Origin of the sequence: Rhodanobacter sp. AS-Z3 (genome assembly GCF_029224025.1) — a bacterium.
In the GTDB taxonomy this organism is placed as follows: domain Bacteria; phylum Pseudomonadota; class Gammaproteobacteria; order Xanthomonadales; family Rhodanobacteraceae; genus Rhodanobacter.
Window position 1 is genome coordinate 3,330,595 of sequence record NZ_CP119392.1, and the last position, 25,095, is coordinate 3,355,689.

Genomic DNA, 25,095 nt, shown 5'->3' on the forward strand with positions numbered 1-25,095 from the left:
GTGACACGATCATGAGCACGTCCAATCAGACAACCAACTACATCGGACTCACGCCTGACGAAGCGGCAGTCAGGCTGGCCACGCCCGGCCCCAACGTGTTGCCTGGCAGTACGCCAAGAAGCCTGACCAGCATCGTGATCGGCGTGTTGGTCGAGCCGATGTTCCTGATGCTGCTGGTTGCCGGAGGGTTGTATCTGGCGCTGGGTGATCGAGCCGAGGCCGCCTTCCTGTTGTCGTTCGTGTTCGTGGTGATCGGTATCACCTTGGCACAGGAGCGCAAGACCCAGCGAGCACTGGAGTCGCTACGCGAACTGTCGGCGCCCCGCGCGTTGGTGATTCGTGGCGGGCAGGAAGTCCGCGTTGCCGGCAGTGAAGTGGTTGTTGGCGATCTGCTGGTGCTGCACGAGGGCGACCGAATTGCCGCCGACGCCGTGCTGCTGGACGGCCACCTGGAAGTCAACGAATCACTGCTGACCGGTGAGGCGGTTCCGGTGACCAAGCTTCCCGGCACGGAGAAAGCGCAGTTGTTCGCCAGCACCGTGGCGACCAAAGGCGTAGGCGTCGCCGAAGTCCACGCCACTGGCGCAGCAACAGCCGTTGGCCGTATCGGCCAGGCGTTGATCGCCACGCAGGAACCCGAGTCGGGTTTGCAACAGGCTTCGCGCCGGCTTATTCGCAACCTGACCATCGGCGGACTGCTGCTGGCCGCCGCCTATGGCTTGCTCAGCTGGTTGTGGGATGAGCGCGGCCTGCTGGAAAGCGTACTGTCTGGCATTGCGTTGACCATGGCCATCCTGCCCGAGGAAATTCCGGTCATCCTCACGGTGTTTCTCGCTCTGGGGGCGTGGCGCATTTCGAAACAGAAAGTGCTGACGCGACGCGTGCCGGCGGTGGAGGCATTGGGCGCCATATCGGTACTGGCAGTAGACAAGACCGGCACGCTGACGCAGAACCGCATGCAGATAGCCGAGTTGCGCCTGCCCGACGGGAGTTCGCATGACGAGCAGGCCATGGATCTGCCCGAGTCGTTCCATCCGCTGGTCGAGTTCGCGATGCTGGCCACGCCGATCGACCCGTTCGATCCGATGGAAAAAGCCATCCAGCAGTTCGGCACACGCTGGCTTGCCGGCACCGAGCACGTTCACACCGGGTGGTCGGCCGAGTTCGAATACGGCCTGTCACCCGATATTCTGGCAATGACCCGTGTCTTCCGCGGTGATGCGCGCGAGCAGCACTTGCTGGCCACCAAGGGCGCGCCCGAAGCGGTAATCGACCTGTGCCACCTGCCGGCCGCCGACAGCGCAGGCCTTTTGCAACAAGTTGAGACGATGGCCGAACGCGGTCTTCGCGTGCTCGCCGTCGCTCGCGGTCAGTGGAACGGTACTGGCTGGCCGAATTCCCAACATGACTTCGACTTCCGCTTGCTGGGGCTGCTGGGCTTCGTCGACCCGCCGCGCCCGGAAGTGCCCGCGGCGATCGCCGAATGCCGGGCCGCAGGCATCCGCATCATCATGATGACCGGCGATCACCCGGTTACTGCACGCGCCATCGCCCGTCAGGTCGGGCTGAGCGATCGAGCTGAGGTAATCACCGGCGCAGAGATGGTCGCACTGGATGACTCGGCACTACGCGAACGCCTGCGTCACATCGACCTGTGCGCCCGGCTCAAACCCGAGCAGAAACTGCGATTGGTGCAGTTGTTGCGCGCTGACGGTGAAGTGGTGGCGATGACTGGCGACGGCGTCAACGACGCGCCCGCACTGAAAGCCGCCGATGTCGGCATCGCGATGGGTGAACGCGGCACCGACGTGGCGCGCGAGGCGGCTGCACTGGTGCTGCTGGACGACAGCTTCGCCAGCATCGTCACCGCAATCCGCCAAGGCCGGCGCATCTACGACAACATCACCAAGGCGACCCGCTTCGTGTTCGCCGTGCACATGCCAATCATTGCGCTGGCGCTGGTACCCACACTGCTGCACTGGCCGGCGTTGTTGATGCCGGTGCATATCGTGCTGCTGGAGTTGCTGATCGACCCGGCCTGCTCGATTGTGTTTGAGGCCGAACCTGCCGACGACGACATCATGCGACGACCACCACGAGCCCGCACGCTGTCACCGTTTGCACGCGCCAACCTCGAATACGCGGTAATCCAGGGGCTGGGCTTCGCCGCGATCCTGCTGCTCGGCTACAGCGTATTGCTCCAGCAAGGCGTGAGTGCCGAACAAAGCCATACGGCCGTATTCGTGGCACTGATCGCCGGCTTGTTCCTGCTGATCCTCGGCAATCGATCCGTTTCCCAGTCCATGTTGGCTGGCCTGCATGCCAATAACCCGTGGCTGCCACGCATGTTCGGCGGCGTGCTCCTGTTGCTGGGCCTGGTCATCGGAGTGCCATGGCTTCGCAACCTGATGCAACTTGATTTGCCGGACGGCGCCGCCCTGGTCGGCGCCGGCGGCATGCTGCTGGTGGCGCTGGGCTGGCTCGAAGTCTGGCGCCGCGTCGCGGGCCACATCGGCAAGTGGAACCTGCGGACACGCTGACGCACGCCAGACATCGCGACCAATCCAGCACTACTTTCAGTTGCCCATGGCTGTCATCTGAGTCGACCCCGCTCAACGGCAGCGTGGATCGGGCTCATCATCCCGAGCAGACGTTGACACCGAGCAACATGCCGTTAAGATAGTAAGTAATTACTTACTTAAATGGACCGGAAACGATCATGGACCAGCCCGGCAAACGCCTGAATGCCGATGACCGCCGCGCCGTCACGGTGGAAGCGGTGGTCGCCCTGGCCTCCGAACAGAATCCCAGCGAGATCACCACCGCAGCGATCGCCACCCGGATGAAGCTGACCCAGGGTGCGCTGTTCCGCCACTTTCCCAACAAGGATGCGATCTGGCAATCGGTCATGGAGTGGGTCGCCGATCGATTGTTGACGCGGATCGAACGCGCAGCCGCCGCCGCCAACTCCCCCATGGCTGCGCTGGAAGCCATGTATCTGTCACATGTCGGCTTCGTCATCGAGCATCCTGGCGTACCACGGATGATCTTTGGCGAATTGCAGCGTGCCGAAGACACCGCCGCAAAACTCGCCGTGCAGACCCTGATTCGCCGCTATGGCGAGCGTCTGTGCGCGTTGATCGAAGATGGCAAGAGCCGCGGCGAGATGGACCCACAGCTCGACGCTGCGGCGGCGGCAACGCTGTTCATCGGCAGCATCCAGGGTCTGGTGATGCAAGCCATGCTGCTCGGCGACGGCAAACAAATGCGCAAGAACGCGCCCGGCGCATTCGCGATCTTCCGTCGTGGCATCGCGAGCACACAATCGTGAAACGCCTGCCGATCCAGCGCCGCAGCCTGACCCTGTTGGCCGTGTTACTGCCGATCGCGCTGTTGTTTGTCTACGTGATCCTGCGTTCCGGCCCGCTGGCACCGGTCGCAGTCACCGTCACCGGGGTGGTGACGCGCCCGGTATCCCCGGCGCTGTTCGGCATCGGCACGGTCAAGGCGCGCTACACGTATCGCATCGGCCCAACCTTTGCCGGCCGCATCAAGCAGGTCGATGTGCAAGTGGGCCAACGGATCAAGGCCGGGCAGGCACTGGGCGAAATGGACCCGGTCGATCTCGACGCGCGAATTGGCGCCCAGCAAGCAACCATTCGGCGCGCCGCAGCGCAGTTGCGCGAAGCGGATGCTCGCCAGCGTTATGCGCAGACTCAGCTGCATCGCTACGAACAACTGTTACCGGCCCATGCGATCAGCGAAGAAGTGGTCGCCACCAAACGTCAGGAATTCCAGATTGCCGATGCCGCCCGTAACGGTGCACGCGAGGATCTGACACGTGCGCAGGCCGATCAGGCTGGCTTGCTCGCCCAGCGTGGCAACCTGCGGCTGGTGGCACCGGTCGACGGTTTGGTCACCCTGCGCGATGCCGACCCCGGCACCACCGTGGTGGCGGGTCAGGCGGTGGTGGAACTGGTCGATCCTCACAGCATCTGGATCAATGTGCGCTTCGACCAACTCGGTGCACAAGGCCTCGCCGCGCAATTGCCGGCCAGCGTGGTGCTGCGCTCGCGCAGCCAGACCAGCCTGCCTGCACACGTCATGCGGGTGGAGCCAATGGCCGATGCGGTGACAGAGGAAACCCTGGCCAAGGTAACCTTCGATACGCTGCCACAGCCGCTGCCGCCACTGGGCGAACTGGCCGAAGTGACAGTCACCCTGCCCGCCCAGCCGGCAGCTCCGGTGGTGCCGAATGCCGCCATCCAGCATCTGAACAATGCGCTGGGCGTATGGCAATTGAAGGACGGCGGCCTGCACTTCACACCGGTGGAGCTGGGCGCCGCCGATCTCGACGGCAACGTGCAGATCAGCAAGGGACTCAAGGCCGGTGATCGCGTGGTGGTCTACAGCGAAAAAGCGCTTAACTCGCATAGCCGCATCCACGTGGTCCAGCATCTTGTCGGAACCTCGCAGTGATCAGCCTGGCCGGCCGCGACATCCTGCATGCCTGGGGCAAGTTCGTGTTCACCGGCATCGGGTTGGGTCTGCTGATCGGCGTCACCTTGACCATGGCTGGCGTGTATCGCGGCATGGTCGACGACGGCAAGGCACTGCTCGACAACAGCGGCGCGGACCTGTGGGTGGTGCAGAAGGACACCCTGGGCCCGTATGCCGAATCCTCCAGCGTGCCCGACGATACATGGCGCGCGATCCGCGCCATGCCCGGCGTGGTCGAAGCCGCCAACGTCACTTATCTCACCATGCAGGTACGCAAGGGCGATAGCGATGTGCGCGCGATGATCGTCGGCATCGCCAACGGCCAGCCCGGCACGGCCGGCTGGCCGCCGTATCTGGTCGCGGGCCGGCAGATCACCCGCAGTCACTACGAAGCGGTAGCCGATATCGCCACCGGCTTCGCCGTCGGTGACCCCATTCGTATCCGCCGCAATCGATACACCGTGGTCGGCCTGACCCGTCGGATGGTCTCGTCCAGCGGTGATCCGATGGTGTTTGTTCCGCTGAAGGACGCACAGGAAGCACAGTTCCTAAAAGACAACGATGCGATTGTGCAAAGTCGCCGGCGCACCGCCGAAAACCCCGCCTTCAATCGCCCCGGCGTGCCGGGCTTGCTGGATGCGGTGATCGCCTCGCAAAGCGGCAATCCTTACGTCAATGCGGTGCTGGTCCGCGTCGCGCCCGGTCATGCGCCGGAAGCGGTGGCGCAATCCATCCGCCGATGGAAGCGCCTTACCGTCTACACCCGTCCGCAGATGGAAGGCATTCTGGTCGGCAAGCTGATTGCCACCTCGGCCAAACAGATCGGCATGTTCCTGGTGATTCTCGCGGTGGTCAGTGCGGCCATCGTGGCGTTCATCATCTACACGCTGACGATGGACAAGATTCGCGAGATCGCCGTGCTGAAACTTATCGGCACAAGGAACCGCACGATCGCCGCGATGATCATGCAACAGGCGCTGGTGCTGGGCATGATCGGCTTCGTGGTCGGCAAGATCACCGCGACCTTCGCCGCACCGCTGTTCCCCAAGTACGTGCTGCTGATCCCTCGTGATGCGGGCCTCGGCCTGCTCGGCGTGCTGGTGATTTGCGTGCTGGCCAGCCTGGTGGCTATTCGCGCCGCGCTGAAGGTTGATCCGGCCGAGGCGATCGGAGGCTGAGATGACCGGCAAAGGCATTCTCATCGAAGGCTTGAGCAAGCGCTACGGCAGCGGCAGCACCGCCGTCGACGCACTGAAGAACGTCAACATGCACGTCGCACCCGGCGAAGTGGTCGGCCTGATCGGGCCGTCCGGGTCGGGCAAGAGCAGCTTGCTCAAATGCCTCGGCGCGGTGATCGACCCAAGTGCCGGCCGCATGGTGCTCGGTGGCGAAGTGATCCTCGACAACGGCTGGAAAATCTCCGACTTGCGCGCCTTGCGCCGGGACAAGATCGGCTTCGTGTTCCAGGCGCCGTATCTGATCCCGTTTCTGGATGTCACCGACAATGTCGCCCTGCTGCCGATGCTGGCCGGCGTAGCCAACGCCGAAGCGCGTCGGCGCGCGCATGAACTGCTTGCCGCGCTGGACGTGGATCACCGCGCCGAGGCGATGCCAGCGCAACTTTCCGGTGGCGAACAACAACGCGTGGCGATCGCCCGTGGTCTGGTCAACCGCCCACCGGTGATCCTCGCCGACGAACCGACCGCCCCACTGGACAGTGTGCGCGCGCTGGCGGTGATCCGCATTCTCAACGAAATGGCGCAGCAGTTTCAGACCGCCATCATCGTGGTCACCCACGATGAAAAAATCATTCCCACGTTCAAACGCATCTATCACATTCGCGACGGCGTGACGCATGAGGAAGCCGGTGAAGCTCGCGCGTTTACATGACGCCACAGGATCTGGACGGCCAGATAGCCGGCCTTAACCTGCCGGATGCAGCGCCTGCGGCAGGGTCAGCCGAACTCGCGCGCCACCCAACGGTGATCGTTCAAAGGCAAGCTGCCCGTGATGCAGCTTGGCAATCGCCTGGGCGATGGAAAGACCCAGCCCACTACCCTCACCCACGCTGCCTTCAGGCCGGTGAAACCGTTCCACCAAACTGGCCGGGTCAGTCGTCGAAAAGCCGGTGCCACTGTCATTCACTTCAAGCTCGACGTGTTCCGACGAACCGCCCACACGCACATTGATCCGTCCGTGAGCCGGCGTATGCCGCAAGGCATTGTCGAGCAGGTTTTGCACCAGAATTCCGAGCAGGCCTGCGCTGCCGAGAACAAAGTCGTTACCGTCGTGATCCAGCGACAACTCGACCGAGCGCATCGCAGCAGGCTCGCTGATTTCGCGCAACGCGGCCTCGGCCACACGCACCAGCCGCAACGACCCGGCATCATCCAGTTCAGTCAGCTGCTCCACGCGCGCCAGCAGCAACAACTGCGTGACCAGTCGCTGCATACGATCCAGCGCCTTGTGTGCACGCTGCAGATGCTGCGCACGCGCGGTGGCGTCCTCACTACGGCCTGCAAGGTCCAGCTCCAGCCGCAGCGTTGCCAGTGGATGCCGAAGTTCGTGCGCGGCATCGGCGGTGAAGCGGCGTTCGTGCTCCAGCCCGAGCTTGAGCCGCTCAACCAGTTGATCAACCACCCGCGTGAATGACGCCAGCTCAACCGGCACCTGGTCATCGGTAAGTGCGGGAATCAACGGTACCGTGCTGGCGGACAGCCTGCGGGTCAGCCGACGCAGTGGCTTCAGACCACCACGCAATCCGACATATACGGTAGGCGGCACCAGCACCAGCAACGCCAGCAAGGCCAGCAAGGTCGGCGCGAGCAGTTTGCGCAGCAGTTCGTCGCGTTCGTCCAGCGGTGCGGCCACTTGTATCCAATACTGTCGCTCACTATCCCAGCCCTGGAATACCCGCCAGCGCCGCGTGGCGTAAGTCACCGTATGAAAATGGGAGTCACCAGATGCAAAGTTCAGTGCCGGCAGTTCGGCACTCTGCATCAGCAGCTGCCCCTGTGCATCACGCAGCACGATGGCCGGGCGCTGGGCGCTGGGATCGGAGTCGACGACCTGCTTGTGTGGAAGGCGCACGGCGTCGTCTTGATTCGGCGTGACCGGCATTACCGCGAACACGCTCGCGGTGGTGCGCACCAGCATCTGATCGAAAATTTCGTCGACCTCATGCACGCTGCGCCAGCCGATCCAGCTCACCGCAATGATCCATACCAGCACGATGCCGGCAACCAGCCGCACCACCAGGCGTCGGTTCAGCGACGGCCGCATCACGCCAGCTCGGCTTCAGGAGAACGGATGGCGTAGCCGATGCCGCGCAAGGTGCGTATCCAGCCCGGTCCCAGCTTGTGCCGCAAATGATGGATGTGCACCTCCACCGCGTTGCTGGCCACCTCCTGATCCCAACCGTACAACGCCTCTTCGAGCTGGTCGCGTGAGTAGGCGCGACCCGGATGGCGGATCAAGGTTTCCAACAAGGCGTATTCGCGCGCGGTCAGTTCCAGGGCTTCGCCATCGAGCGTGACGCGACGCGCAGCCGGCGTGACTTCCAGCGCACCCAGACGGATGGCCGGTTCGATCTGGCCGTCCGCCCGCCGCAACAACGCACGCAGCCGCGCGGCGAGTTCGTCCAGATGCACCGGCTTGACGACGTAGTCGTCGGCACCGGCATCCAGCCCGGCCACCCGATCCGGCAGCCCGTCACGGGCCGTCAGCAGCAACACCGGGGTGGCGTCTTTTTGCCGCCGCATGCCCGCAATGATCGCCGGGCCACTGCTGCGTGGCAGGTTCCAGTCGAGTATCGCGGCCGCATACTCCGTGTCGTTCAAAGCTGCCGCTGCCTGGGCGCCGTCGGTAATCCAGTCCACGGCATAGCCGAGCAGGCGCAGGCCATCGGCCAGCGCCTGTCCCAGTGACTGATCGTCTTCGGCTAACAGGATCCGCATGGCTTCATTCTTGTCGCGTGGCTGGGCGGCTCACTTGACTTGGCGCAAGTCGCGGCGCTTTTTTGCTGGCTGCGGCATCCTGCCCCAGTGCACGCTTGCGGCCGTGAACCATGGCCGCGATCAGGTTTTCACCGTAGTGCAAGCTCTCGCCAACGGCCGCCAACACATGCACGACCACCAGCCCCAGCACGCCGTACGCCAGCGCTTCATGCAGTCCCTCCAGCCAGCTATCGCCGAAGAACCGATCGGTGGTTTGCAGCCAGCCGGTGAAGGCCACCAGCAATACGCCACCTAGCAGTGTCAGGATCATCACCGCCGCGGCCGGGTTGTGCCCCAGTTGCCTGCGTGATCGCCCGGCAAGGCGGTCACGCAGGTAATGACGCAGACGATCGGGTCCCGGCACCCAGTTGCTGAAACGGGCATGGTGCGTGCCGATGAATCCCCACACCAAACGCACGGCGATCAATCCCAGGATGGCGTAGCCGAAACCACGATGAACCAGCTCACCCTCCTCGGTAAAAAAGTTGGCGAGGAACAGGCCTGCCAACGACCAGTGAAACAGGCGGACCAACGGGTCCCAGACCTTGACTGTGGCGTTCATGGGCTTGTCCTCGCGCGGATGGATGATCAGCCGCCCTTCTGCTTGACGATGCGGCCATCGGTCGGGTCGAAATAGATCTCCACGTTCTTGCCGGCCTTGTCCTTGCCATAGATTTCGTAGCAATTGCCGGTGACCTGGAACACCTTGATGGTGTAACCCTGATCAAGGACCTTCTGTTTCATCGCCGCTTCGGTCAGCCATTGCGCACGGGGCGCGCTGGTGCACTGCGGCGAGGCAAAGGCGGACGCCGACAACACGGCGGCAGCAAGCAACAGGGGTGCAATGACGATGCGTTTCATGGCGCTTCTCCGGTATCGGCATGATTGCCTTGGGTGCCATTCCAACCGCAGTGGCTTATGCCAGTCTTAAGAGGCTTGTCATCACGCACGCGTACATCGCCGATATCGATATCGGCGCACGAACTGTTGTCGGGTTAACAAGCGGATACTCGGGCGACGCAAGGATCGAATCGCAGCGTCTTCAACGGCCATCGTCAGGCAGATATCGCAGCACAGATGCGCGTATCTGCTGAGGCCACCAACAGCGATCAAGCCGCTACGGAGCTGGTGGCGCGGAACTCGCCGTTGCAGCCATCACCGCCCGGTCGCGCCCGGTATTCTTGGCTTCGTAAAGCGCAGTGTCCGCACGCTTGATCACTGCAGCCGCGTCATCGCCGGGGGCAGACTGGGCCACACCAATGCTGATGCTGACCAGTCGACGCGGCCACGCAAAATTGCGAAAGGCATCAAGCACCCGCTGCGCCACTTCGTTTGCCTTCGCCACATCAGTCGCCGGCAACAGCAGGGAAAATTCCTCGCCGCCGTAACGTGCAGCCACGTCGGACGGGCGCACCGCGGCAGCCAGCAAACGGCCGGTGATGCGCAACACCTCGTCGCCGGCCAGGTGGCCGAAGCTGTCGTTGTAGCTTTTGAACTTGTCCAGATCGAGCATCAACAGCGAGAACACCGTGTCGTGTTCGCGATGCCCCTGCAGCAGACTGTCGAGGGTATCGTCGAACGCCCGCCGGTTGGCCAGCCCGGTCAGAGTGTCGGTATCGGCATCGGTGCGCAGTTGGGTCGCTTCCATGCGCTGCCGTTCCAGTTTGTCCAGCAACAACGCCACCCACCAGATCAGCCATGCCACGGCGCTACCACTGACCACGGCCATCAGCGAAAACGCCATCACGTTTGGCAAGCCCAGCCAAGACTGGAACAACTCGAAAGCATAGGTAAACGCCACCGGCAGCAACAGCGCCGGCAACAATACGCGGCGCGAAAATGCGCCACCGAGCGTGGCCGCCGTGGTGACTCGGGTAAGTCCTACGGTGGGTGTTACCGATAGCCATCCCAGCGTGGCTAGAACCAATAGCAAGGCCGTCGGGATCGGCACCCTGCTGAAGGTGGAATCATCGATGCCTTCCCACGCAAGGCCGTGCGACGCCAGCCCGGTCATCGCAATCGCCAGCAGTGCAATCGCCAGTGTCTCGCGCAGCCACAACCAGCGACGCACGGATACCAGCAAGCCCACGCCGCCAAGCAACACAAACGCCACTCCAGCAAAACCCACCATGCGCCGCGGTGGCAAGCAGGACAGACAGGCCGCCGAACTGTCCGACCAGAGGTTGATGCCCAGACCCGCCGCAGCAACATATTCAATCAGTTCGACCGCACCCATGCCCAACACGATCATCGACAGCAGAGCAGCGAAACGAGCCCGCCATCCACGCTCGGTGTGGCTGAGCAACAGCGAGCTACCGGACAAGCCAAAGCCGATTGCCGTGCTGACGCTGTTCCACAACTCGCCCGGCACCGAACGGGCCAATCGCGGCAGATTCCACCACCAGTCTGCCAGCAAGGCCAGGGCGACCACGCACATCAGCACGCCCACGGCGCGCGAAAAGAACTGATAGCCCTGCACCACGCGCGGGTCTTGATGGAACGGCACTGCTGTCATGTCAACATCTCGTCCCCAGGGACCGGCAACCACAGATGCGCAGCTCAAGCCCAGCCATGGGCAAAACGCCGCGTGTTCGTCCCTGTCGGGTTGATCCGGGTCAACCCCATCCTTCTTGCAACCTGCCACAGTCTAACCACGAACCGTTCGGAAATTGCACCAGCGAGGCGTGCTTTCATGATCATCTACAGCTGCCACGGCGGCGCCAAGCAGGTTACCGGCTCCTGTCACCTGATCACCTGCAACGATAGAAAGGTGTTGATTGACTGCGGCATGTTTCAGGGTAGCGACGAGGTTGAGCGTGGCAACGCTGAACCCTTCGGCTTCGATCCGGCCGGCATTGATGTCGTACTGCTGACACATGCCCATCTGGATCACTGCGGACGGATTCCCCTGCTGGTCCGTCAGGGCTTTCGCGGACGCATCATTGCCACTGCCGCCACGCGCGAACTGGCCCGCATCGTAATGCTCGATTCGGCCGGCATCCAGGAAGAGGACGCACGGCGGGCACAACGCAAAAACCGTCGTGCTGAACCGGTGAAGCTGCCGCTGTACAGCATGGACGACGCGCTGCATGCGCTGGACTTCTTCGCTGCAGACGTCAGCTACGACGAAACCATACCGATCGTCGACGGCATCCGCGCGCGCTTCCTGGATGCCGGGCACATCCTCGGCTCAGCCTCGATTCTTCTCGACATCGACGACGGCACGCAGCAGCGCAGCATGCTTTTCTCCGGCGATCTCGGCAATCCGGGCCGACCGATACTGCGCGACCCGACGCCTGCGCCGGCCGCCGACTATGTGGTGATGGAGAGCACCTACGGCGATCGCCCGCATCGTTCGGTACCTGATTCAGTCGACGAGATGTACCAGGCGATTCGCGACACCGTCACCCGTCGCGGCAACGTGGTGATTCCCAGCTTTGCACTCGAGCGCACCCAGGAAATTCTGTATTACCTGCACCGCGGCTTGCGAACCGGTGCGATCCCGCAACACGTGCGGATCTTCCTGGATTCACCCATGGCGATCTCGGCCACCGAAATTTTCCGACGTCACCCGGAATGCTTCGACGTCAACTTCCAGCAGGAACTGCAGCACGGCGACCCGTTCGCCATGCCCGGCCTGCATTTCACCCGCGAGACGGCTGAGTCGATGGCGATCAACAACGTCGACGGCGGCGCCATCATTCTGGCCGGTTCGGGCATGTGCAATGGCGGGCGCATTCGCCACCACCTCAAGCACAATTTGTGGCGCGAGCGCAGCAGCGTGGTCTTCGTCGGCTATGCCGCCGAAGGCACGCTGGCACGACGCATTGTCGACGGTGCAGCGAGCGTGCGCATCTTCAATGAGGACATTCCGGTGCGCGCGCAGGTGTGGACAATCAACGGCTTTTCCGCGCACGCCGACCAACCGTCACTACTGGCGTGGCTGGGCGAGCAACCACGGCGCAAGGTATTTCTGGTGCACGGCGAATACGACCGCGGCATGCATGCCTTGCAGGAAGTGCTGGAACAGCGTGGCTTCCACTGCCAACTACCGGGCCCACATGAGCCGATAAAGATCGACTGAGCGGAGATGCCGTCCGAAGAAGGCGGAATTCCCTGCGGTACACGTACCGCAGTTACCCCAGCGAAATCAGGGTTCGACTTGACCTGCGTCAGGTCCCGGGTATCAGGCCACGCCTATATTCAAGCCGCTTCACCTGCGAATCCTTCGTTGGAGGGCTCGCCGTTTCTCGAAGCTTTCGACCATGTTCGAATCAATCTCGGGGGAACATCGCATGACGCATCGGATCACGGATCTGACGATTTCAGTACTGGCCTGCGTGATCGCCGTACTGTTGTCCTGGCCATTCTGGCGCAGCTACGCGTATTGGCCAGAGTCCCACCTGGCATGGTTGATCTACTTCGTCACCGGCTTTGTTCTTGCCGTTTACGTGTTCTACGTTTTCATCGGCAGCCTGCGCATCCTGTTCCTGCATGACACGCAGGAACAAGGCACCGCCGCCACAGACAAGGCGAAAATCTCATGAGCTGTGGAGTCGGCGGCAGCAGTTGTGAAACACCGCGACGCCGGGGGGCCTTTGTGGTGCTTGGCATCCTCGCGCTGGTCTTCGTTGTCCTTTCGATCTTTTCCTTCCTGAAGTCGCGCGGCCAGGTAACGCCTGACACGATCTCCTTCGGCCAGTATCAGGCTGCCGACGGCAAGCGTGTGTTTCAGGCCTACAACTGCATGGGTTGTCACACCATGGTCGGCAACGGTGCGTATCTGGGCCCGGACCTCACCGAGGAATACAAGCATGCCGGCCCGGCCTGGCTGGCAGCGTTTCTGCCAGCGGCCGGGGGCTGGCCGACCAAGGCATCGGTACACGCGCAATTGCTCGACCCCAATCAACTGGCTGATCTGGGCAGCGACTCGATCGATGACTATCTGAAGAAATTCCCCGGCGCAGCTCAGCGCATCGAGCGTCGCGGCGGTGGCACCTCGATGATGCCAAACCTGCCGCTGACCAAGGACGAGATTGGCCAATTGATCGCCTACCTCAAGTACACCTCGGCGATGAACACCGAAGGCTGGCCGCCCAAGGTTGAGGTGCAGGGGCTGGATCATCGCCTGCAGTTGGCGCATGGCACGATGCCCGCAGCACTCGCAGCGGCGCCCGCAGCATCCCCGACCGCGCCAACTGCAGCGGACCCGGCAGCGCACGGCGCACAACTGGTCAAGGACAACGGCTGCCTGGCTTGTCATGCCATCGATGGCAAACGTCTGGTCGGACCCGGCTGGGGCGGCTTGTACAACTCGAAGGTCAGTCTTGCCGATGGCAGCTCGGTCACTGCCGACGATGCTTATCTGGAGGAGTCGATCCGCAAACCCGACGCGAAGGTCGTCGCGGGCTATCCGGCCAGCGTGATGCCGGCCTATGCCAGCTTGCTCAAAGACGACGAGGTCAACGCCATCGTGGCCTACCTCCACACCCTGGAGAAGCAGTGATGCAGATCGAATACCAGACCCAAAGGCTCAGCCTGCGCTTCTTCATGTTGATGCTGGTGCTGTTCGTCATCCAGGTCGGCTACGGCATGTTGCTGTCGGTCCAGCAAGTTGACCCGACCGTGCTTGCCGGCGTGATGAATTTCAACGTCGCCCGCGCCGAACATCTCAACCTCGGCATCCTGTGGATTTTGTGCGGTTTCATTGGCGCCATCCTGTTTGTCAGCCCGCTGCTGTCCAAACGCGAGATGTTCGCGCCGTGGCTGATCAAGCTGCTGTTCTATGCCCTGATCGTGATTGTGCTGTGGAACATGTTCACCCTGCGGCTGGCCCAGGTTGGCATCGCCGGCTGGTGGCATGGGCAGCCGTGGTTGCAGCAAGGGCTGGAGTATCTGGAACCCGGCCGCATCGCCGGTGTACTGGTGCTGGTTGGTTTCGCGATTCTTGCCTTCGTGGTGCTGCGTACCTTCCCGCCGGTGCGTCAATGGAACGAAATCCACTGGGGTCTTGGCCTGGGCGTCAGTGCACTGATGGTGGTGTGGGTGTTTGGCCTGTTCTATGTGGCGCGACTGGACCTGCAGGAATACTTCCGCTGGTTCGTGGTCCACTACTGGGTCGAAGGCGTTTGGGAAGTCATCCACATCACCCTGGTCGGCTTCCTGCTGGTGCTGATGTTCAAGGTCGACATCAAGTCGGTCGGCTTTGCGGTGTTCTGGGGCGTGGCGCTGGTGTGGCTGTCTGGCCTGATCGGTAACGCACACCATTACTTCTGGATCGGCACACCGGCGTTCTGGCAGTTCTGGGGCTCGCTGTTCAGTGCACTGGAACCGCTGCCGCTGGTGTTCTGCTTCTGGCACATCTATCTGGATGCGCATACCAACAAGCGCCCGCTGGAAAATGCACCGGCGTTCTACTTCATCTTGGGCTCGGTGGTGCTGGAGCAGATCGGCGCAGGCATCCTCGGTTTCAGCATGACGTTCGCGCTGACCAACGTGTGGTCGCACGGCACCTGGATCACGCCGGGACACGGCCACCTGGCCTTGTTCGGCACCTTCGGCATGCTGGGTATCGCTGCGGCGTACTTCGCGGTGCCTATCATGCGCCAGGTAAACAACTACGACCAGCGACTGGGCAAGCTCGGCTTCTGGCTCTTGCTCACCGGCATGCTTGGCATGGCCTTCGCCTTCAACCTCGGCGGCACCGTGCAAATCTATGTCTACCGCATCCTCGGTCTGGACTGGTTTGGTGGCGACGTCGCGCATGCCATGGGCGTGTTCAAACTGCTGCTGCCGCTGTTCGGCGTCCTCTTTGCAGTGGGTGCGCTGGTGGTGGCTTATGACCTGATCACCCTGGGCCGTCGCATCAGCGCTCCGGCTGGCACGGACGCACATGGCGGTGCCGCCACCGTGCATCCGGTTACTCGCTGGGGTCGTCCACTGAGCGGTTTCGAAGCGGGCATCTGGTTACTGATGATGTGGGTGTTCGGTGCAATCATCACGCTCGGCTTGCTCAGCTTCAACCTGCCACGCGTCCGCGTGGAGGGTGACCCCACCCTGCCGTATCTGTTGGCCGGCATCGGTTACCCGGGCCTGCTGCTGGTGACCTTGCTGTTCGTCTGGCGCTTCCTCGCCTCGATGGAAGCACGCACCTACGCGGTCGAAACGCCGTCGCTATTGCGGATACTTCCCGCGCAAGCGTGAGCAAGGATTGACGTCGAATTCGACGACGACAGATGGACGAAGAAAGCTGCCGGCGAATACCGGCAGCCTTCTCCGTTTGCAAGCAACGCAGCCATGCCCACGTCTTGCACAAGCTTGGCCGATCACACGCCATGTTATTGTTCAGCCGCGTACCATGCCGGTTCCGCGCCTATCCGGGCGCGCGGCAGGCGCCGCTGAGGGCGTGATGGAACCAATCCCCGACGTGCTGGACCTGAACCAGCTTCGCCGCAGTTGCTCATCCTGTGCATTGAGCGAATTGTGTCTGCCCGCGGGCATCGACGGCGCCGATCTGGCCAAACTGGACATGGCAGTCCGCGACAAACGCACGCTTGAGCGCGGTGGCGCGCTGTATCGCGACGGCGATCCGTTCCATGCACTTTATGTGGTGCGCTCCGGCTCGCTGAAGACCTTCGTGCAAGACCACACGGGCGCGGTGCAGATTCTCGGCTTCCATCTTCCCGGCGATATCATCGGCTTCGACGCGTTGGCCACGGATCAACACGTCAGCCAGGCCGAGGCCCTCGAACGCAGCAGCATTTGTGAGTTGCCCTACGATCGCCTTCAACAAGTCACCGCCGAAGTACCGGCACTGCAGCGCCAGTTGATGCGTGTGATCAGCCGCGAAGTGATCGAGGAACACCGGCACACGGTGGTGCTGGGCCGGCAGCAGGCGCAGGAGCAACTGGCGATTTTCCTGAAGAGTCTGTCCGATCGCTACCAGCGACTGCAGCGCGACGGCACCATGCTGACCTTGTCGATGTCCCGCTACGACATCGCCAACTATCTCGGACTGGTGGTCGAGACAGTCAGTCGACTGTTCTCGCGCATGGAAGAAATGGGCGTGCTCGAAGTCAATCGCAAAGCGGTGCGCATTCGTCAGCCCGAACTGCTCGCCAGCCTCTGTCACGGCAGCAGCACGGCAGCGAAGAGCCGCGACGCCCGCTGAGCGGAAACGTTGGCAGCACCCGGCAGCGATCTTGCACACGCATTCCAACGAATTGCCCTGCCAGCAACGAGGCTGGGCATTCCCAACGCATGTGTGCCCAAAACAACACCGCGACAATTCGCGCACCGTGCCGCAGCCACAACTTGACCTGCATCAACGTCGCCAACAGCCACCTCCGCGAGCATGCGCGCATCTTTAAGGGAGATGCACCATGAGTACCACTCGAAAACTCTGGCTGGGATTGGCGGCGTTGCTCGTCACCTCCTTCGCCGTACTGCTGTGGGTCGGCAAGGAGGTCCATCAGCAGGCACCCCCGATCCCCACCGCAGTCGTCACCACCGACGGCCAGACCTTGTATACCAAGGCCGATATGGACGTGGGCCGCGAGGTCTGGCAGAGCATTGGCGGTCAGCAACTGGGGTCCATCTGGGGCCACGGCGCCCTGCTCGCGCCGGACTGGAGCGCCGACTGGCTGCATCGCGAAAGCATGGCCATGCTTGACCTGCTTTCCCGCGATGCCGGCCTGGGTCCGTACGACACGTTGACGGCACAGCAGCAGGCACCCCTCAAGGAACGCGTGCGGGAAGAGCTGCGTACCAACACTTACAACGCAGCCACCAACACCATCACCGTCTCGGCATTGCGGGCACGCGCGATGGAAGCCGTGGCTGCACACTACATGAGCCTGTTCAGCAACGACCCGGCCACGCACCAGCTGCGCGAAACCTATGCCATGCGCGAGAACACCGTGCCGGATATGGAGCATCGCCGCGAAGTCACTGCGTTCTTCTGGTGGACAAGCTGGGCCACGGCCACACAGCGGCCGAACGAGGCGATGAGCTACACGCAAAACTGGCCGTACGAACCGCTGGCTGGCAACTCGCCAACCTCGACCAGTTTCCTGTGGTCGGTCTTCAGCATCCTGTTCATGATCTTCGGCATCGGCCTGCTCGGCTGGCATCACGCGCGTCAGGTCAATCACGAACCGCTGCCAACCATTCCCACGCGCGATCCGTTGACCGAATTCAAGGCCACGCCTTCGATGAAGGCCACCGGAAAATATTTCTGGACCGTGCTGGCATTGTTCCTCGCACAGATCTTGCTGGGTGCCACCACCGCGCACTATCAGGTGGAAGGTCAGGAGGCCTATGGCTTCGCGCTGGCCAACTATTTGCCGTACAGCCTCACCCGCACCTGGCATACCGAACTGGCGGTGCTGTGGATCGCCACCGCGTGGCTGGCCACCGGTTTGTATATCGCCCCGCTGATCTCCGGCCATGAGCCGAAGTTCCAGCGCCTCGGAGTGAACTTCCTGTGGGTGTGCCTGCTGATCATCGTGGTCGGCTCGTTCGCCGGCCAGTGGTTCGCGGTGATGGACAAGATGGGCCTGCAGTACAACTTCTGGTTTGGTCATCAGGGCTGGGAATACACCGACCTCGGTCGCTTCTGGCAGATCTTCCTGTTCATCGGCTTGATGTTGTGGCTGTTCCTGGTCGGCCGCGCGTTGTGGCCGGCGATGGATCGCAACAAGGAAGGCGCCTCGATCGTCGGCCTGCTATTCCTGTCCACCGTGGCGATCGGCCTGCTCTACGGTGCCGGCCTGATGTGGGGCGAGCACACGCATATCGCGATGGTTGAATACTGGCGCTGGTGGGTGGTGCACCTGTGGGTGGAAGGCTTCTTCGAAGTGTTTGCCACCGCCGTCATCAGCTACCTGTTCGTTCGCCTTGGCCTGCTGCGCGTCACCACGGCCACCACCAACGTGTTGTTCGCCACCATTGTGTTCATGGCGGGCGGCGTGTTGGGCACCCTGCATCACTTGTACTTCAGCGGCACCACCACCGCGGTGATCGCACTCGGCGCCAGCTTCTCGGCACTGGAAGTGGTGCCATTGGCATTGATTGGCCTGGAAGCCTACGACACCTGGAAGAAGCAGCACGCGGCACCGTGGATGGCCCGCTATCGCTGGCCGATCATGTTCTTCGTGGCGGTGAGTTTCTGGAATCTCGTCGGCGCTGGCTTGCTCGGCTTCCTGGTCAACACACCGATTGCGCTTTACTACATGCAGGGGCTGAACCTTACCGCCACGCACGGCCACACCGCCCTGTTCGGCGTGTACGGCATGCTTGGCCTGGGCCTGATGCTGTTCTGCCTGCGCGGCATCAAGCCGGAAGCACAGTGGCGCGAGGGTCTGCTGCAGAGTTCGTTCTGGCTGCTCAATATCGGCTTGTCGATGATGGCCGCGCTGACCTTGTTGCCACTGGGCATCCTGCAATTGAAGGCCGTACTTGATCACGGCTACTGGTTTGCGCGATCCGCCGAGTTCATGGATCAGCCCATCGTCCACATGCTGGTGTGGATGCGCGTACCGGGCGACACCTTGTTTGCCTTCGGCGCACTGCTGATCGCGGTGTTCGTGGCGGCGCTGTGGCTTGCGCCAAAACGTCGCACTGTCGACGCTCCGCTGCCACAGGCCGTTACCGAAAGCGCCTGAGCACACGTCACATGACCCATATCAGGGCGCGTCGCGAGGCGCGCCCTGATCCTTGCAGCCTGCAGAAAGCCTTACGGAACGCCGGTGCTCGAGTTCTATCCGCAAATCAAATGGGTGCACATTATCTGCGTACTGGCCAGCGGATCGCTGTTCGCCATGCGCGGGTTGTTGACCCAGTTCGGCTACACCAACGCCGCGCAGTGGATGCCGCTGCGCTGGCTCAGTTACGCCATCGACACCAGCTTGCTCACCGCGGCGCTGATGCTGGTCAGCATCCTGCCCAGCGCCCTGTTCGCCAACGGCTGGCTCACAACCAAACTGGTGTTGCTGGTGTTCTACGTGGTGTTTGCCACGCTGGCACTGAAGCGTGCGCGCACGCCGCGCGCACGGCGTGGCTTCCTCATCGCCGCACTGGCCACCTTCATCTACATGCTTGGAGTGGCACGCATGCATCACCCACTTGGCTGGCTGCATGGATGGATCGCATGAGCCCCGCACAACCCTTCAACCATGACGAACCGCGTGACCACACGCTGGACGCCTGCTTCCTTGGACCCTACGGTGAGAACGACGCGCTGCTCGAAAAAATGATGGTCGAGTTCCTGCGCGACCATGTCTACTGGCGGCGCAATTTCCATCCGGAAGATCCACCGGCCATCGGCACCGGCGCCGCCCACCATCCGGACTACCTGGCGTTCGAATCGCGCATGCGACGCGAACTGCATCAGCTATCGGCGGCCCTGAAAAAATCGGTGCCGTTCCACAGCCCACGCTACATCGGCCACATGGCCTCGGACCTGCTGCTACCCGGGCTGGCCGCACAGATGTTGACCCTGCCCTACAACCCCAACAACGTCAGCGAGGACGCCGCACCGGTCACCGTCGACATGGAGGTGCAGGCTGGCCTGCAGCTGGCGCGCATGCTGGGCTATCCGCATGATCCGGCACAAGATGGGTGCGCGTTCGGCCACCTCACCTCTGGCGGCACCCTGGCGAACTATCAGGCGCTACGGCTGGCGCTCGCGTTGAAGGCCTTCCCGGTGGCGCTACGCACCGCGCAAGCACCCGAGCTGGAATTGCCCAAGGACGACTGGAGCGCGTTCAATCTGAGTCAGTCCGCCAGCATCGGATTACTGACCGCATGGCAGTCGTGGCTCGCCGTGCAGACGTCGGACGAGCGCTCCCGCTGGCTGCAACGCGTGGAGCGCGAGCGCATCGAGCAACGCGGGCTGGTCGGCTTCTTCGCCGCCCATCCGACACTGAAGGTGCCACTGGTATTGGCGCCGGTGACCGCGCATTACTCGTGGAGCAAGGGACTGAAACTGCTCGGCCTGGGTCGCGACCAACTGGAGTTGCTGCCCACCGAAGGCATGCGGCTGGACCCGTCCGCCTTGCACGCCACCCTGGAACGCTGCGCTCGCGAGCAGCAAGCAGTACTGATGTGCGTGGCGGTGCTGGGTGGCACCGAATACGGCACCATCGATCCGATCGATCAGGTACTCGCTGCGCGTGAAGTCTCCCGCGAACGCGGCGTGGATTTCGCGGTGCATATCGATGCGGCCTGGGGCGGCTATCTGGCCACCCTGTTCCGTAACGAGGACGGCTCACTGCGCTCACGCGAAGAAGTCGGCGCCGACTACACGCAGTTTCCCACGCCGGCTGTGCATGCGGCATTCGCCGCACTGGCCGCCACCGATTCAGTTACCGTCGATCCGCACAAGTTGGGCTATCTGCCGTACGGGAGCGGCGCCTTCATCTGCCGTGATCATCGCGCGATGGCCTTGCTGGCGGAGCGTGCCGATTACGTCTTCCATGGTGGCACGCCGAAAGACTATCTGGCGCGCTACCGCAGTCTCGGCCAGTTCATCCCGGAAGGCTCCAAATCGGGTGCGGCCGCAGCCGCGGTCTACGTTACCCACAAGGTGTTGCCGCTGGACCATGCACACTTCGGCCACCTGCCACGCGCCACCGTGCGCGCCGCCGAAACCTTCCATGCGGGCGCACAACGCTTCGCACTGGAGCTGGCCGACTGCGTGCAGGCGCTGGTGCCGTTTGCCCCGGACAGCAACCTGGTCTGCCTCGCACTCAATCTGCGTGGGAATACTTCGATTGCGGTCGCCAATGCCTTCGTGCGCGAACTGCACGACGTGCTGCGCTGTGACCCGCGTCAGCCACTGCAGACGAAGGAATTTTTCGGCTCGGTGACCACGCTGCGCCCGGACATGCTGGGGCCAGCACAGACGACGCGTATCTTCAACGCACTCGGCCTGGACACGAGTTCGATTGATCCGGACGAAGACCGCTTGATGATTCTGCGCCATACCTTGATGAACCCGTTCCTGATCGATCATGAGAACGGCATCAATTACATGGACAAATATTTCGAGTTCCTCGGGCGCCGCATACGCGTGTTGCGTGGCAGCACGAACAACCAGTCATGAAACCGGAATCCTTCATGGAAAGCCCGCTGCGGCTGATCAACTATCAACAGGATGCGGACCGCCGCTGGCTGCACGATGCGCTGACGAAACTGGCGCAGGAATCCGCGCGCTCGGCCGACACCCACCTGCTGAAGCTGAACTTCCCCGGCTTCCACGGGATCGACTTCTACTTCAAGGACGAAGCCGCGCACCCCAGCGGCAGCCTGAAGCATCGACTGGCCCGTTCGCTGTTTCTGTATTCGCTGTGCAACGGGCGACTGCGCGGCGGCCAGTCCGTGGTGGATGCTTCGTCCGGCAGCACCGCGATCTCCGAGGCGTGGTTTGCGCGTCTGCTGGGCCTGTCGTTCACGGCGGTGATGCCGGCCGGCACCGCACCGGGAAAAATCCGCGACGTGCAGTCGCTTGGCGGCATTTGCGATCTGGTCGACGACCCGGCACAGGTGCACGCACGTGCCGCCGAACATGCCACCGACGGCGCCTGCCATCTCGACCAGTTCGGCCTTGCCGAGCGTGCCACCGACTGGCGTGGCAACAACAACATCGCCGAATCGATCATCGGTCAACTGGCGCTGGAAGCCGAACCGGAACCGGCATGGATTGTGTGCGGCGCCGGCACCGGCGGCACTTCAGCCACGATCGGTCGTTACCTGCGCTATCGCCGACTGCACACCCGGCTGTGCGTGGCCGAGCCGGTTGGCAGCGCCTACGTGCGTGGCTGGCGCCATCGCGACGCGAGCGCCGTGGCCAGTCAGCCTACCTTGATCGAAGGTATCGGTCGCCCGCGGGTCGAGCCCGGCTTCATTTTCGACGTAGTCGATCGGGTCAGTGAAATTCCCGACGCCGCATCGGTTGCCGCTGCGTGGTTGCTGGAAGACCTGTTCGGCCACCGTTACGGCGGCTCGTCCGGCACCAACCTGGTCGCCTGTCTGCAACTGGCTGCCTCGATGCGAGCACGTGGTGAGCGCGGCAGTATCGTCAGCCTGTTGTGTGACCGTGGCGAACGCTACGCACAAACCTTGTTCGACCACGATTGGCTGCTCGCGCACAAGCTCGACCTCGCACCCTGGGATACCGCCTTGCGCAACAGCCTGGCCAGCGGCTGCATGCCGACAGTGCGATGAACCTGCCCGTTTCGGGAACGGCCAACTTCGCCCTGCTCGGCTACGGGCGTTTCGGCGAGGCATTCGCACAACTGCTGCTTCAGGCGGGTCATCAAGTAAGCGTGTGGGACGCGCAAGCGGAAGTTCCTGAAGCATTGGCTGCCGCGTCATTGAACGACGCCGTCAAAGACGCGCAATGGATCGTGCTGGCGATGCCCGTGCCAAACATGCGCGACTCACTGCATACGCTACGTCCGCTGCTGCATGCCGGTCAGATCGTGCTCGACGTGGGCAGCGTGAAAATGCATCCATGCGGCGCCATGGACGAACTGCTGGGCGACGCGATCGCGCATGTCGGCACGCACCCACTGTTCGGCCCGCTAAGTCTTGCGCGTGACGAGCGCCCGCTGCGCACGGTGATCTGCGCATCCCCTCGTCATCCGCAAGCTGCCGAGCGTGCCAGCGAATTGTTTGTCGCGCTGGGTTGCGAGGTCATCGAGCAAGACCCCGAAACACATGACCGCGCGATGGCCAAGACCCACGTGCTCGCGTTCTTCATCGCCAAGGGGCTGATCGATATCGGTGTCGACGACGGCATGCCGGTAGCGCCTCCCTCGTTCCAGGGCATGAAACACATGCTCGCCGCCGTACGCGGCGATGCCGGACACTTGTTCTCTGCGATCCAGCGTGAGAATCCGTTCGCTGCTTCGGCACGTGCGGAGTTGCTGGCCGAACTGCAACGCGTACACCAGCAACTGTTGGCAGAACTAAATGACGATGACCTCGCCATCCCCCTGCCGGACGCGTCAACAACCTGAGTCTCCACGACCTGTGCCGCGTCCTCCGGCGTCTAGCGTCGAAACAGCACGGGCAGCGAGTCAGCGCGCCTGCCTTGGCACATCCCACGTTCGCTGGCGGATACAGACCAAACTTCGCGTGGCGACAACTTAGTCCCCGGCATCCACTTTGGCTGGTGCCACCAGCCATCGCACTGCCAGCATGCCCAACTCGTAAAGCAGATACATCGGCACGGCCAGCATGATCATCGAGGCGATGTCTGGTGGTGTGATGAAAGCAGATAGGGCGAACGCACCGACAATCGCGTAGCGGCGGCTTTTGCGCAGCGTAGCAAGATTCACGACACCGACGGCAGCCAGGATCACTACGGCTACGGGCACCTCGAAGCACAGCCCGAAGGCAAAGAAAACCAGCATCACAAAGTCGAGATAGTGACTGATGTCGGTCATCATCTCGACTCCGCCGGGCGTCATTGCCGTGAGAAAGCGAAAGGCTGCCGGCAGCACCAGCAGGTAGGCGAACGCGCAGCCGACGTAGAACAACAGCAAGGCCGCAACCAGCAAGGGGCGCGCTAGGCGCTTTTCCTTTTGGTACAGGCCCGGACTGACGAATGCCCAGAGCTGATACAGGATCATCGGCATGCTGACCAGCAGGGCCACGTAGAAAGCCAGCTTCAATGGGGTCAGAAACGGACTGGTCACCTCGGTGGCAATCAGGTGTGCGCCGTGGGGCAAGCGGGCAACCAGCGGCTCCGCCAACAGCGAATACAGGCGATTGGTTACCGGTACCAGCGCCAGCAGCAAGAGCAGGACCGTAGCGACGGCCTTGATCAGACGCGAGCGCAACTCCAGAAGATGCGTGAACACGCCAGACTGAAGGTCCTCCGCAATCCCGCCAACATCAGGACTTGTCACGACAGCACCTCCGCGTGCGCTGCTTCGCGCCGGACCTCAGCCTTGTCGGATGGGAGAGCGGCCAACGCAGGTGTCGGCGCTACCTGCTCCAGCGAGACCGCCTCAGGCAGCGCCGATGGTTCCAGTCCGGCCAGCGTTGTTTGCACGGGCTTCTGCAGGTCATGCATGGCGGCGTCCAGGGCACCCTTGGCGACATCGCCCTGCTTCGCGACTTCAAGCGCCGCGCGCCTGATCTCCTCCACCTGCAGCTCGCGCTCCACTTCGGCACGCACGCTGTCCCAGCTACCACGCACGCGGCGGAGCACGGCGCCGGCGGTTCGGGCAGCGCCAGGCAGCTTCTCCGGCCCGAGCACGATCAGCGCGAGCACCGCGATGAACAATAGTTTGGTCAGACTGAAATCGATCACCAACTAGGCCTACCTGGATTTCACATCGACAGTTTCCGGCGTCCGCGGGGTGGGGCGGCTGTCGGCGGACTGCGGATCGGCGCGCAACAACGCGGCGTCATCGCGCGTCGCATCATCGTCGCCATTCAGGCTTTTCTTGAAACCCCGGATGGCCGCACCGAGATCCGGTCCAATCTTGCTCAGCTTGCCCGTGCCGAAAATCAGCACGACCACGACGGCAAGGATAAGTAGATGCCAAATGCTCATGGGTATTCCTGATTCAATGTGGGATGGAAG

23 protein-coding genes are annotated in these 25,095 nt (G+C 62.7%); 15 read left to right on the top strand and 8 right to left on the bottom strand.

The features are described from left to right. Nucleotides 1-11: 11 nt before the first annotated feature. From PY254_RS14870 to PY254_RS14890, 5 genes are all read left to right on the top strand, one after another. Nucleotides 12-2,540, top strand: a complete 2,529-nt coding sequence (locus tag PY254_RS14870; RefSeq protein ID WP_281012813.1) for a cation-translocating P-type ATPase — start codon at nucleotides 12-14, stop codon at nucleotides 2,538-2,540. A 179-nt stretch (nucleotides 2,541-2,719) separates the two neighbouring features. Next, on the top strand, nucleotides 2,720-3,331 hold the full coding sequence (locus PY254_RS14875) for a TetR/AcrR family transcriptional regulator (protein ID WP_281012814.1): 612 nt from the start codon (nucleotides 2,720-2,722) through the stop codon (nucleotides 3,329-3,331). Continuing rightward, nucleotides 3,328-4,479 carry an efflux RND transporter periplasmic adaptor subunit gene (locus PY254_RS14880; RefSeq protein WP_281012815.1) on the top strand — a complete coding sequence of 384 codons (1,152 nt, stop codon included), beginning with the start codon at nucleotides 3,328-3,330 and terminating at the stop codon, nucleotides 4,477-4,479. The genes PY254_RS14875 and PY254_RS14880 overlap by 4 nt, the downstream gene beginning before the upstream one ends. Then, a complete protein-coding gene (locus tag PY254_RS14885; protein WP_281012816.1) occupies nucleotides 4,476-5,678 on the top strand; it encodes an ABC transporter permease in 1,203 nt (400 codons plus the stop codon). Before PY254_RS14880 ends, PY254_RS14885 begins: the two co-directional genes overlap by 4 nt. Nucleotide 5,679: 1 nt before the next feature. Next, the gene (locus PY254_RS14890; protein ID WP_281012817.1) at nucleotides 5,680-6,390 is read left to right on the top strand and encodes an ABC transporter ATP-binding protein; all 711 of its coding nucleotides are present in this window, start codon (nucleotides 5,680-5,682) and stop codon (nucleotides 6,388-6,390) included. Nucleotides 6,391-6,423: 33 nt separating this feature from the next. Here PY254_RS14890 and PY254_RS14895 read toward each other — a convergent pair whose 3' ends face one another. From PY254_RS14895 to PY254_RS14915, 5 genes are all read right to left on the bottom strand, one after another. Further along, nucleotides 6,424-7,782 carry a sensor histidine kinase gene (locus PY254_RS14895; RefSeq protein WP_281012818.1) on the bottom strand — a complete coding sequence of 453 codons (1,359 nt, stop codon included), beginning with the start codon at nucleotides 7,780-7,782 and terminating at the stop codon, nucleotides 6,424-6,426. After that, nucleotides 7,782-8,456, bottom strand: coding sequence for a response regulator transcription factor (locus tag PY254_RS14900; RefSeq protein ID WP_281012819.1), 675 nt, complete (start codon nucleotides 8,454-8,456; stop codon nucleotides 7,782-7,784). The genes PY254_RS14895 and PY254_RS14900 overlap by 1 nt, the downstream gene beginning before the upstream one ends. Nucleotides 8,457-8,460: 4 nt before the next feature. Next, nucleotides 8,461-9,057 carry a cytochrome b/b6 domain-containing protein gene (locus PY254_RS14905; protein ID WP_281012820.1) on the bottom strand — a complete coding sequence of 199 codons (597 nt, stop codon included), beginning with the start codon at nucleotides 9,055-9,057 and terminating at the stop codon, nucleotides 8,461-8,463. A 26-nt stretch (nucleotides 9,058-9,083) separates the two neighbouring features. Further along, nucleotides 9,084-9,356: a PepSY domain-containing protein gene (locus PY254_RS14910; protein ID WP_281012821.1), complete on the bottom strand. Its 273-nt coding sequence runs from the start codon at nucleotides 9,354-9,356 to the stop codon at nucleotides 9,084-9,086. Between the two features lie 256 nt (nucleotides 9,357-9,612). Continuing rightward, entirely contained in the window at nucleotides 9,613-11,010 is a 1,398-nt protein-coding gene (locus PY254_RS14915; protein WP_281012822.1) for a GGDEF domain-containing protein, read from the bottom strand. 177 nt (nucleotides 11,011-11,187) lie between these two features. On the opposite strand from PY254_RS14915, the gene PY254_RS14920 reads away from it, so the two are divergent. The 10 genes from PY254_RS14920 to PY254_RS14965 all read left to right on the top strand — a co-directional run bounded on the left by PY254_RS14920 (nucleotide 11,188) and on the right by PY254_RS14965 (nucleotide 23,518). After that, nucleotides 11,188-12,579, top strand: coding sequence for an MBL fold metallo-hydrolase RNA specificity domain-containing protein (locus PY254_RS14920; protein ID WP_281012823.1), 1,392 nt, complete (start codon nucleotides 11,188-11,190; stop codon nucleotides 12,577-12,579). A gap of 211 nt (nucleotides 12,580-12,790) precedes the next feature. Further along, nucleotides 12,791-13,042, top strand: coding sequence for a hypothetical protein (locus tag PY254_RS14925; protein ID WP_281012824.1), 252 nt, complete (start codon nucleotides 12,791-12,793; stop codon nucleotides 13,040-13,042). Further along, complete coding sequence (locus PY254_RS14930) at nucleotides 13,039-14,001, top strand: c-type cytochrome (protein WP_281012825.1); 963 nt, start codon at nucleotides 13,039-13,041, stop codon at nucleotides 13,999-14,001. The genes PY254_RS14925 and PY254_RS14930 overlap by 4 nt, the downstream gene beginning before the upstream one ends. Further along, nucleotides 14,001-15,698, top strand: coding sequence for a cbb3-type cytochrome c oxidase subunit I (locus tag PY254_RS14935; protein ID WP_281012826.1), 1,698 nt, complete (start codon nucleotides 14,001-14,003; stop codon nucleotides 15,696-15,698). The genes PY254_RS14930 and PY254_RS14935 overlap by 1 nt, the downstream gene beginning before the upstream one ends. A gap of 205 nt (nucleotides 15,699-15,903) precedes the next feature. Continuing rightward, on the top strand, nucleotides 15,904-16,665 hold the full coding sequence (locus PY254_RS14940; RefSeq protein WP_281012827.1) for a cyclic nucleotide-binding domain-containing protein: 762 nt from the start codon (nucleotides 15,904-15,906) through the stop codon (nucleotides 16,663-16,665). Between the two features lie 211 nt (nucleotides 16,666-16,876). Further along, nucleotides 16,877-19,159: a nitric-oxide reductase large subunit gene (locus tag PY254_RS14945; RefSeq protein WP_281012828.1), complete on the top strand. Its 2,283-nt coding sequence runs from the start codon at nucleotides 16,877-16,879 to the stop codon at nucleotides 19,157-19,159. An 84-nt stretch (nucleotides 19,160-19,243) separates the two neighbouring features. Continuing rightward, complete coding sequence (locus PY254_RS14950; protein ID WP_281012829.1) at nucleotides 19,244-19,648, top strand: SirB2 family protein; 405 nt, start codon at nucleotides 19,244-19,246, stop codon at nucleotides 19,646-19,648. Then, the gene (locus PY254_RS14955) at nucleotides 19,645-21,600 is read left to right on the top strand and encodes a pyridoxal phosphate-dependent decarboxylase family protein (RefSeq protein WP_281012830.1); all 1,956 of its coding nucleotides are present in this window, start codon (nucleotides 19,645-19,647) and stop codon (nucleotides 21,598-21,600) included. The genes PY254_RS14950 and PY254_RS14955 overlap by 4 nt, the downstream gene beginning before the upstream one ends. A gap of 14 nt (nucleotides 21,601-21,614) precedes the next feature. Further along, nucleotides 21,615-22,721 carry a PLP-dependent cysteine synthase family protein gene (locus PY254_RS14960; RefSeq protein ID WP_281015242.1) on the top strand — a complete coding sequence of 369 codons (1,107 nt, stop codon included), beginning with the start codon at nucleotides 21,615-21,617 and terminating at the stop codon, nucleotides 22,719-22,721. Next, complete coding sequence (locus PY254_RS14965) at nucleotides 22,718-23,518, top strand: prephenate dehydrogenase/arogenate dehydrogenase family protein (protein ID WP_281012831.1); 801 nt, start codon at nucleotides 22,718-22,720, stop codon at nucleotides 23,516-23,518. The genes PY254_RS14960 and PY254_RS14965 overlap by 4 nt, the downstream gene beginning before the upstream one ends. Nucleotides 23,519-23,647: 129 nt before the next feature. Here the strand turns inward: PY254_RS14965 and tatC are convergent, their stop codons facing one another. Genes tatC through tatA form a run of 3 tightly spaced genes read right to left on the bottom strand, consistent with a single transcriptional unit; the run spans nucleotide 23,648 to nucleotide 25,065 of the window. Then, nucleotides 23,648-24,412: a twin-arginine translocase subunit TatC gene (gene tatC, locus PY254_RS14970; RefSeq protein WP_281012832.1), complete on the bottom strand. Its 765-nt coding sequence runs from the start codon at nucleotides 24,410-24,412 to the stop codon at nucleotides 23,648-23,650. Further along, entirely contained in the window at nucleotides 24,409-24,819 is a 411-nt protein-coding gene (gene tatB, locus PY254_RS14975; RefSeq protein ID WP_281012833.1) for a Sec-independent protein translocase protein TatB, read from the bottom strand. Before tatB ends, tatC begins: the two co-directional genes overlap by 4 nt. Nucleotides 24,820-24,828: 9 nt before the next feature. Beyond that, nucleotides 24,829-25,065 carry a twin-arginine translocase TatA/TatE family subunit gene (gene tatA / locus PY254_RS14980; RefSeq protein ID WP_281012834.1) on the bottom strand — a complete coding sequence of 79 codons (237 nt, stop codon included), beginning with the start codon at nucleotides 25,063-25,065 and terminating at the stop codon, nucleotides 24,829-24,831. Between the last annotated feature and the right edge of the window lie 30 nt (nucleotides 25,066-25,095).

Coding starts and splice junctions, on each gene's coding strand:
- PY254_RS14875 (WP_281012814.1), top strand. CDS start 2,720: ATGGACCAGCCCGGCAAACGCCTGAATGCCGATGACCGCCGCGCCGTC.
- PY254_RS14945 (WP_281012828.1), top strand. CDS start 16,877: ATGAGTACCACTCGAAAACTCTGGCTGGGATTGGCGGCGTTGCTCGTC.
- PY254_RS14940 (WP_281012827.1), top strand. CDS start 15,904: ATGGAACCAATCCCCGACGTGCTGGACCTGAACCAGCTTCGCCGCAGT.
- PY254_RS14900 (WP_281012819.1), bottom strand. CDS start 8,456: ATGCGGATCCTGTTAGCCGAAGACGATCAGTCACTGGGACAGGCGCTG.
- PY254_RS14910 (WP_281012821.1), bottom strand. CDS start 9,356: ATGAAACGCATCGTCATTGCACCCCTGTTGCTTGCTGCCGCCGTGTTG.
- PY254_RS14920 (WP_281012823.1), top strand. CDS start 11,188: ATGATCATCTACAGCTGCCACGGCGGCGCCAAGCAGGTTACCGGCTCC.
- PY254_RS14890 (WP_281012817.1), top strand. CDS start 5,680: ATGACCGGCAAAGGCATTCTCATCGAAGGCTTGAGCAAGCGCTACGGC.
- PY254_RS14930 (WP_281012825.1), top strand. CDS start 13,039: ATGAGCTGTGGAGTCGGCGGCAGCAGTTGTGAAACACCGCGACGCCGG.
- PY254_RS14965 (WP_281012831.1), top strand. CDS start 22,718: ATGAACCTGCCCGTTTCGGGAACGGCCAACTTCGCCCTGCTCGGCTAC.
- PY254_RS14870 (WP_281012813.1), top strand. CDS start 12: ATGAGCACGTCCAATCAGACAACCAACTACATCGGACTCACGCCTGAC.
- PY254_RS14915 (WP_281012822.1), bottom strand. CDS start 11,010: ATGACAGCAGTGCCGTTCCATCAAGACCCGCGCGTGGTGCAGGGCTAT.
- PY254_RS14895 (WP_281012818.1), bottom strand. CDS start 7,782: ATGCGGCCGTCGCTGAACCGACGCCTGGTGGTGCGGCTGGTTGCCGGC.
- PY254_RS14905 (WP_281012820.1), bottom strand. CDS start 9,057: ATGAACGCCACAGTCAAGGTCTGGGACCCGTTGGTCCGCCTGTTTCAC.
- PY254_RS14935 (WP_281012826.1), top strand. CDS start 14,001: ATGCAGATCGAATACCAGACCCAAAGGCTCAGCCTGCGCTTCTTCATG.
- tatA (WP_281012834.1), bottom strand. CDS start 25,065: ATGAGCATTTGGCATCTACTTATCCTTGCCGTCGTGGTCGTGCTGATT.
- PY254_RS14925 (WP_281012824.1), top strand. CDS start 12,791: ATGACGCATCGGATCACGGATCTGACGATTTCAGTACTGGCCTGCGTG.
- PY254_RS14960 (WP_281015242.1), top strand. CDS start 21,615: ATGGAAAGCCCGCTGCGGCTGATCAACTATCAACAGGATGCGGACCGC.
- PY254_RS14955 (WP_281012830.1), top strand. CDS start 19,645: ATGAGCCCCGCACAACCCTTCAACCATGACGAACCGCGTGACCACACG.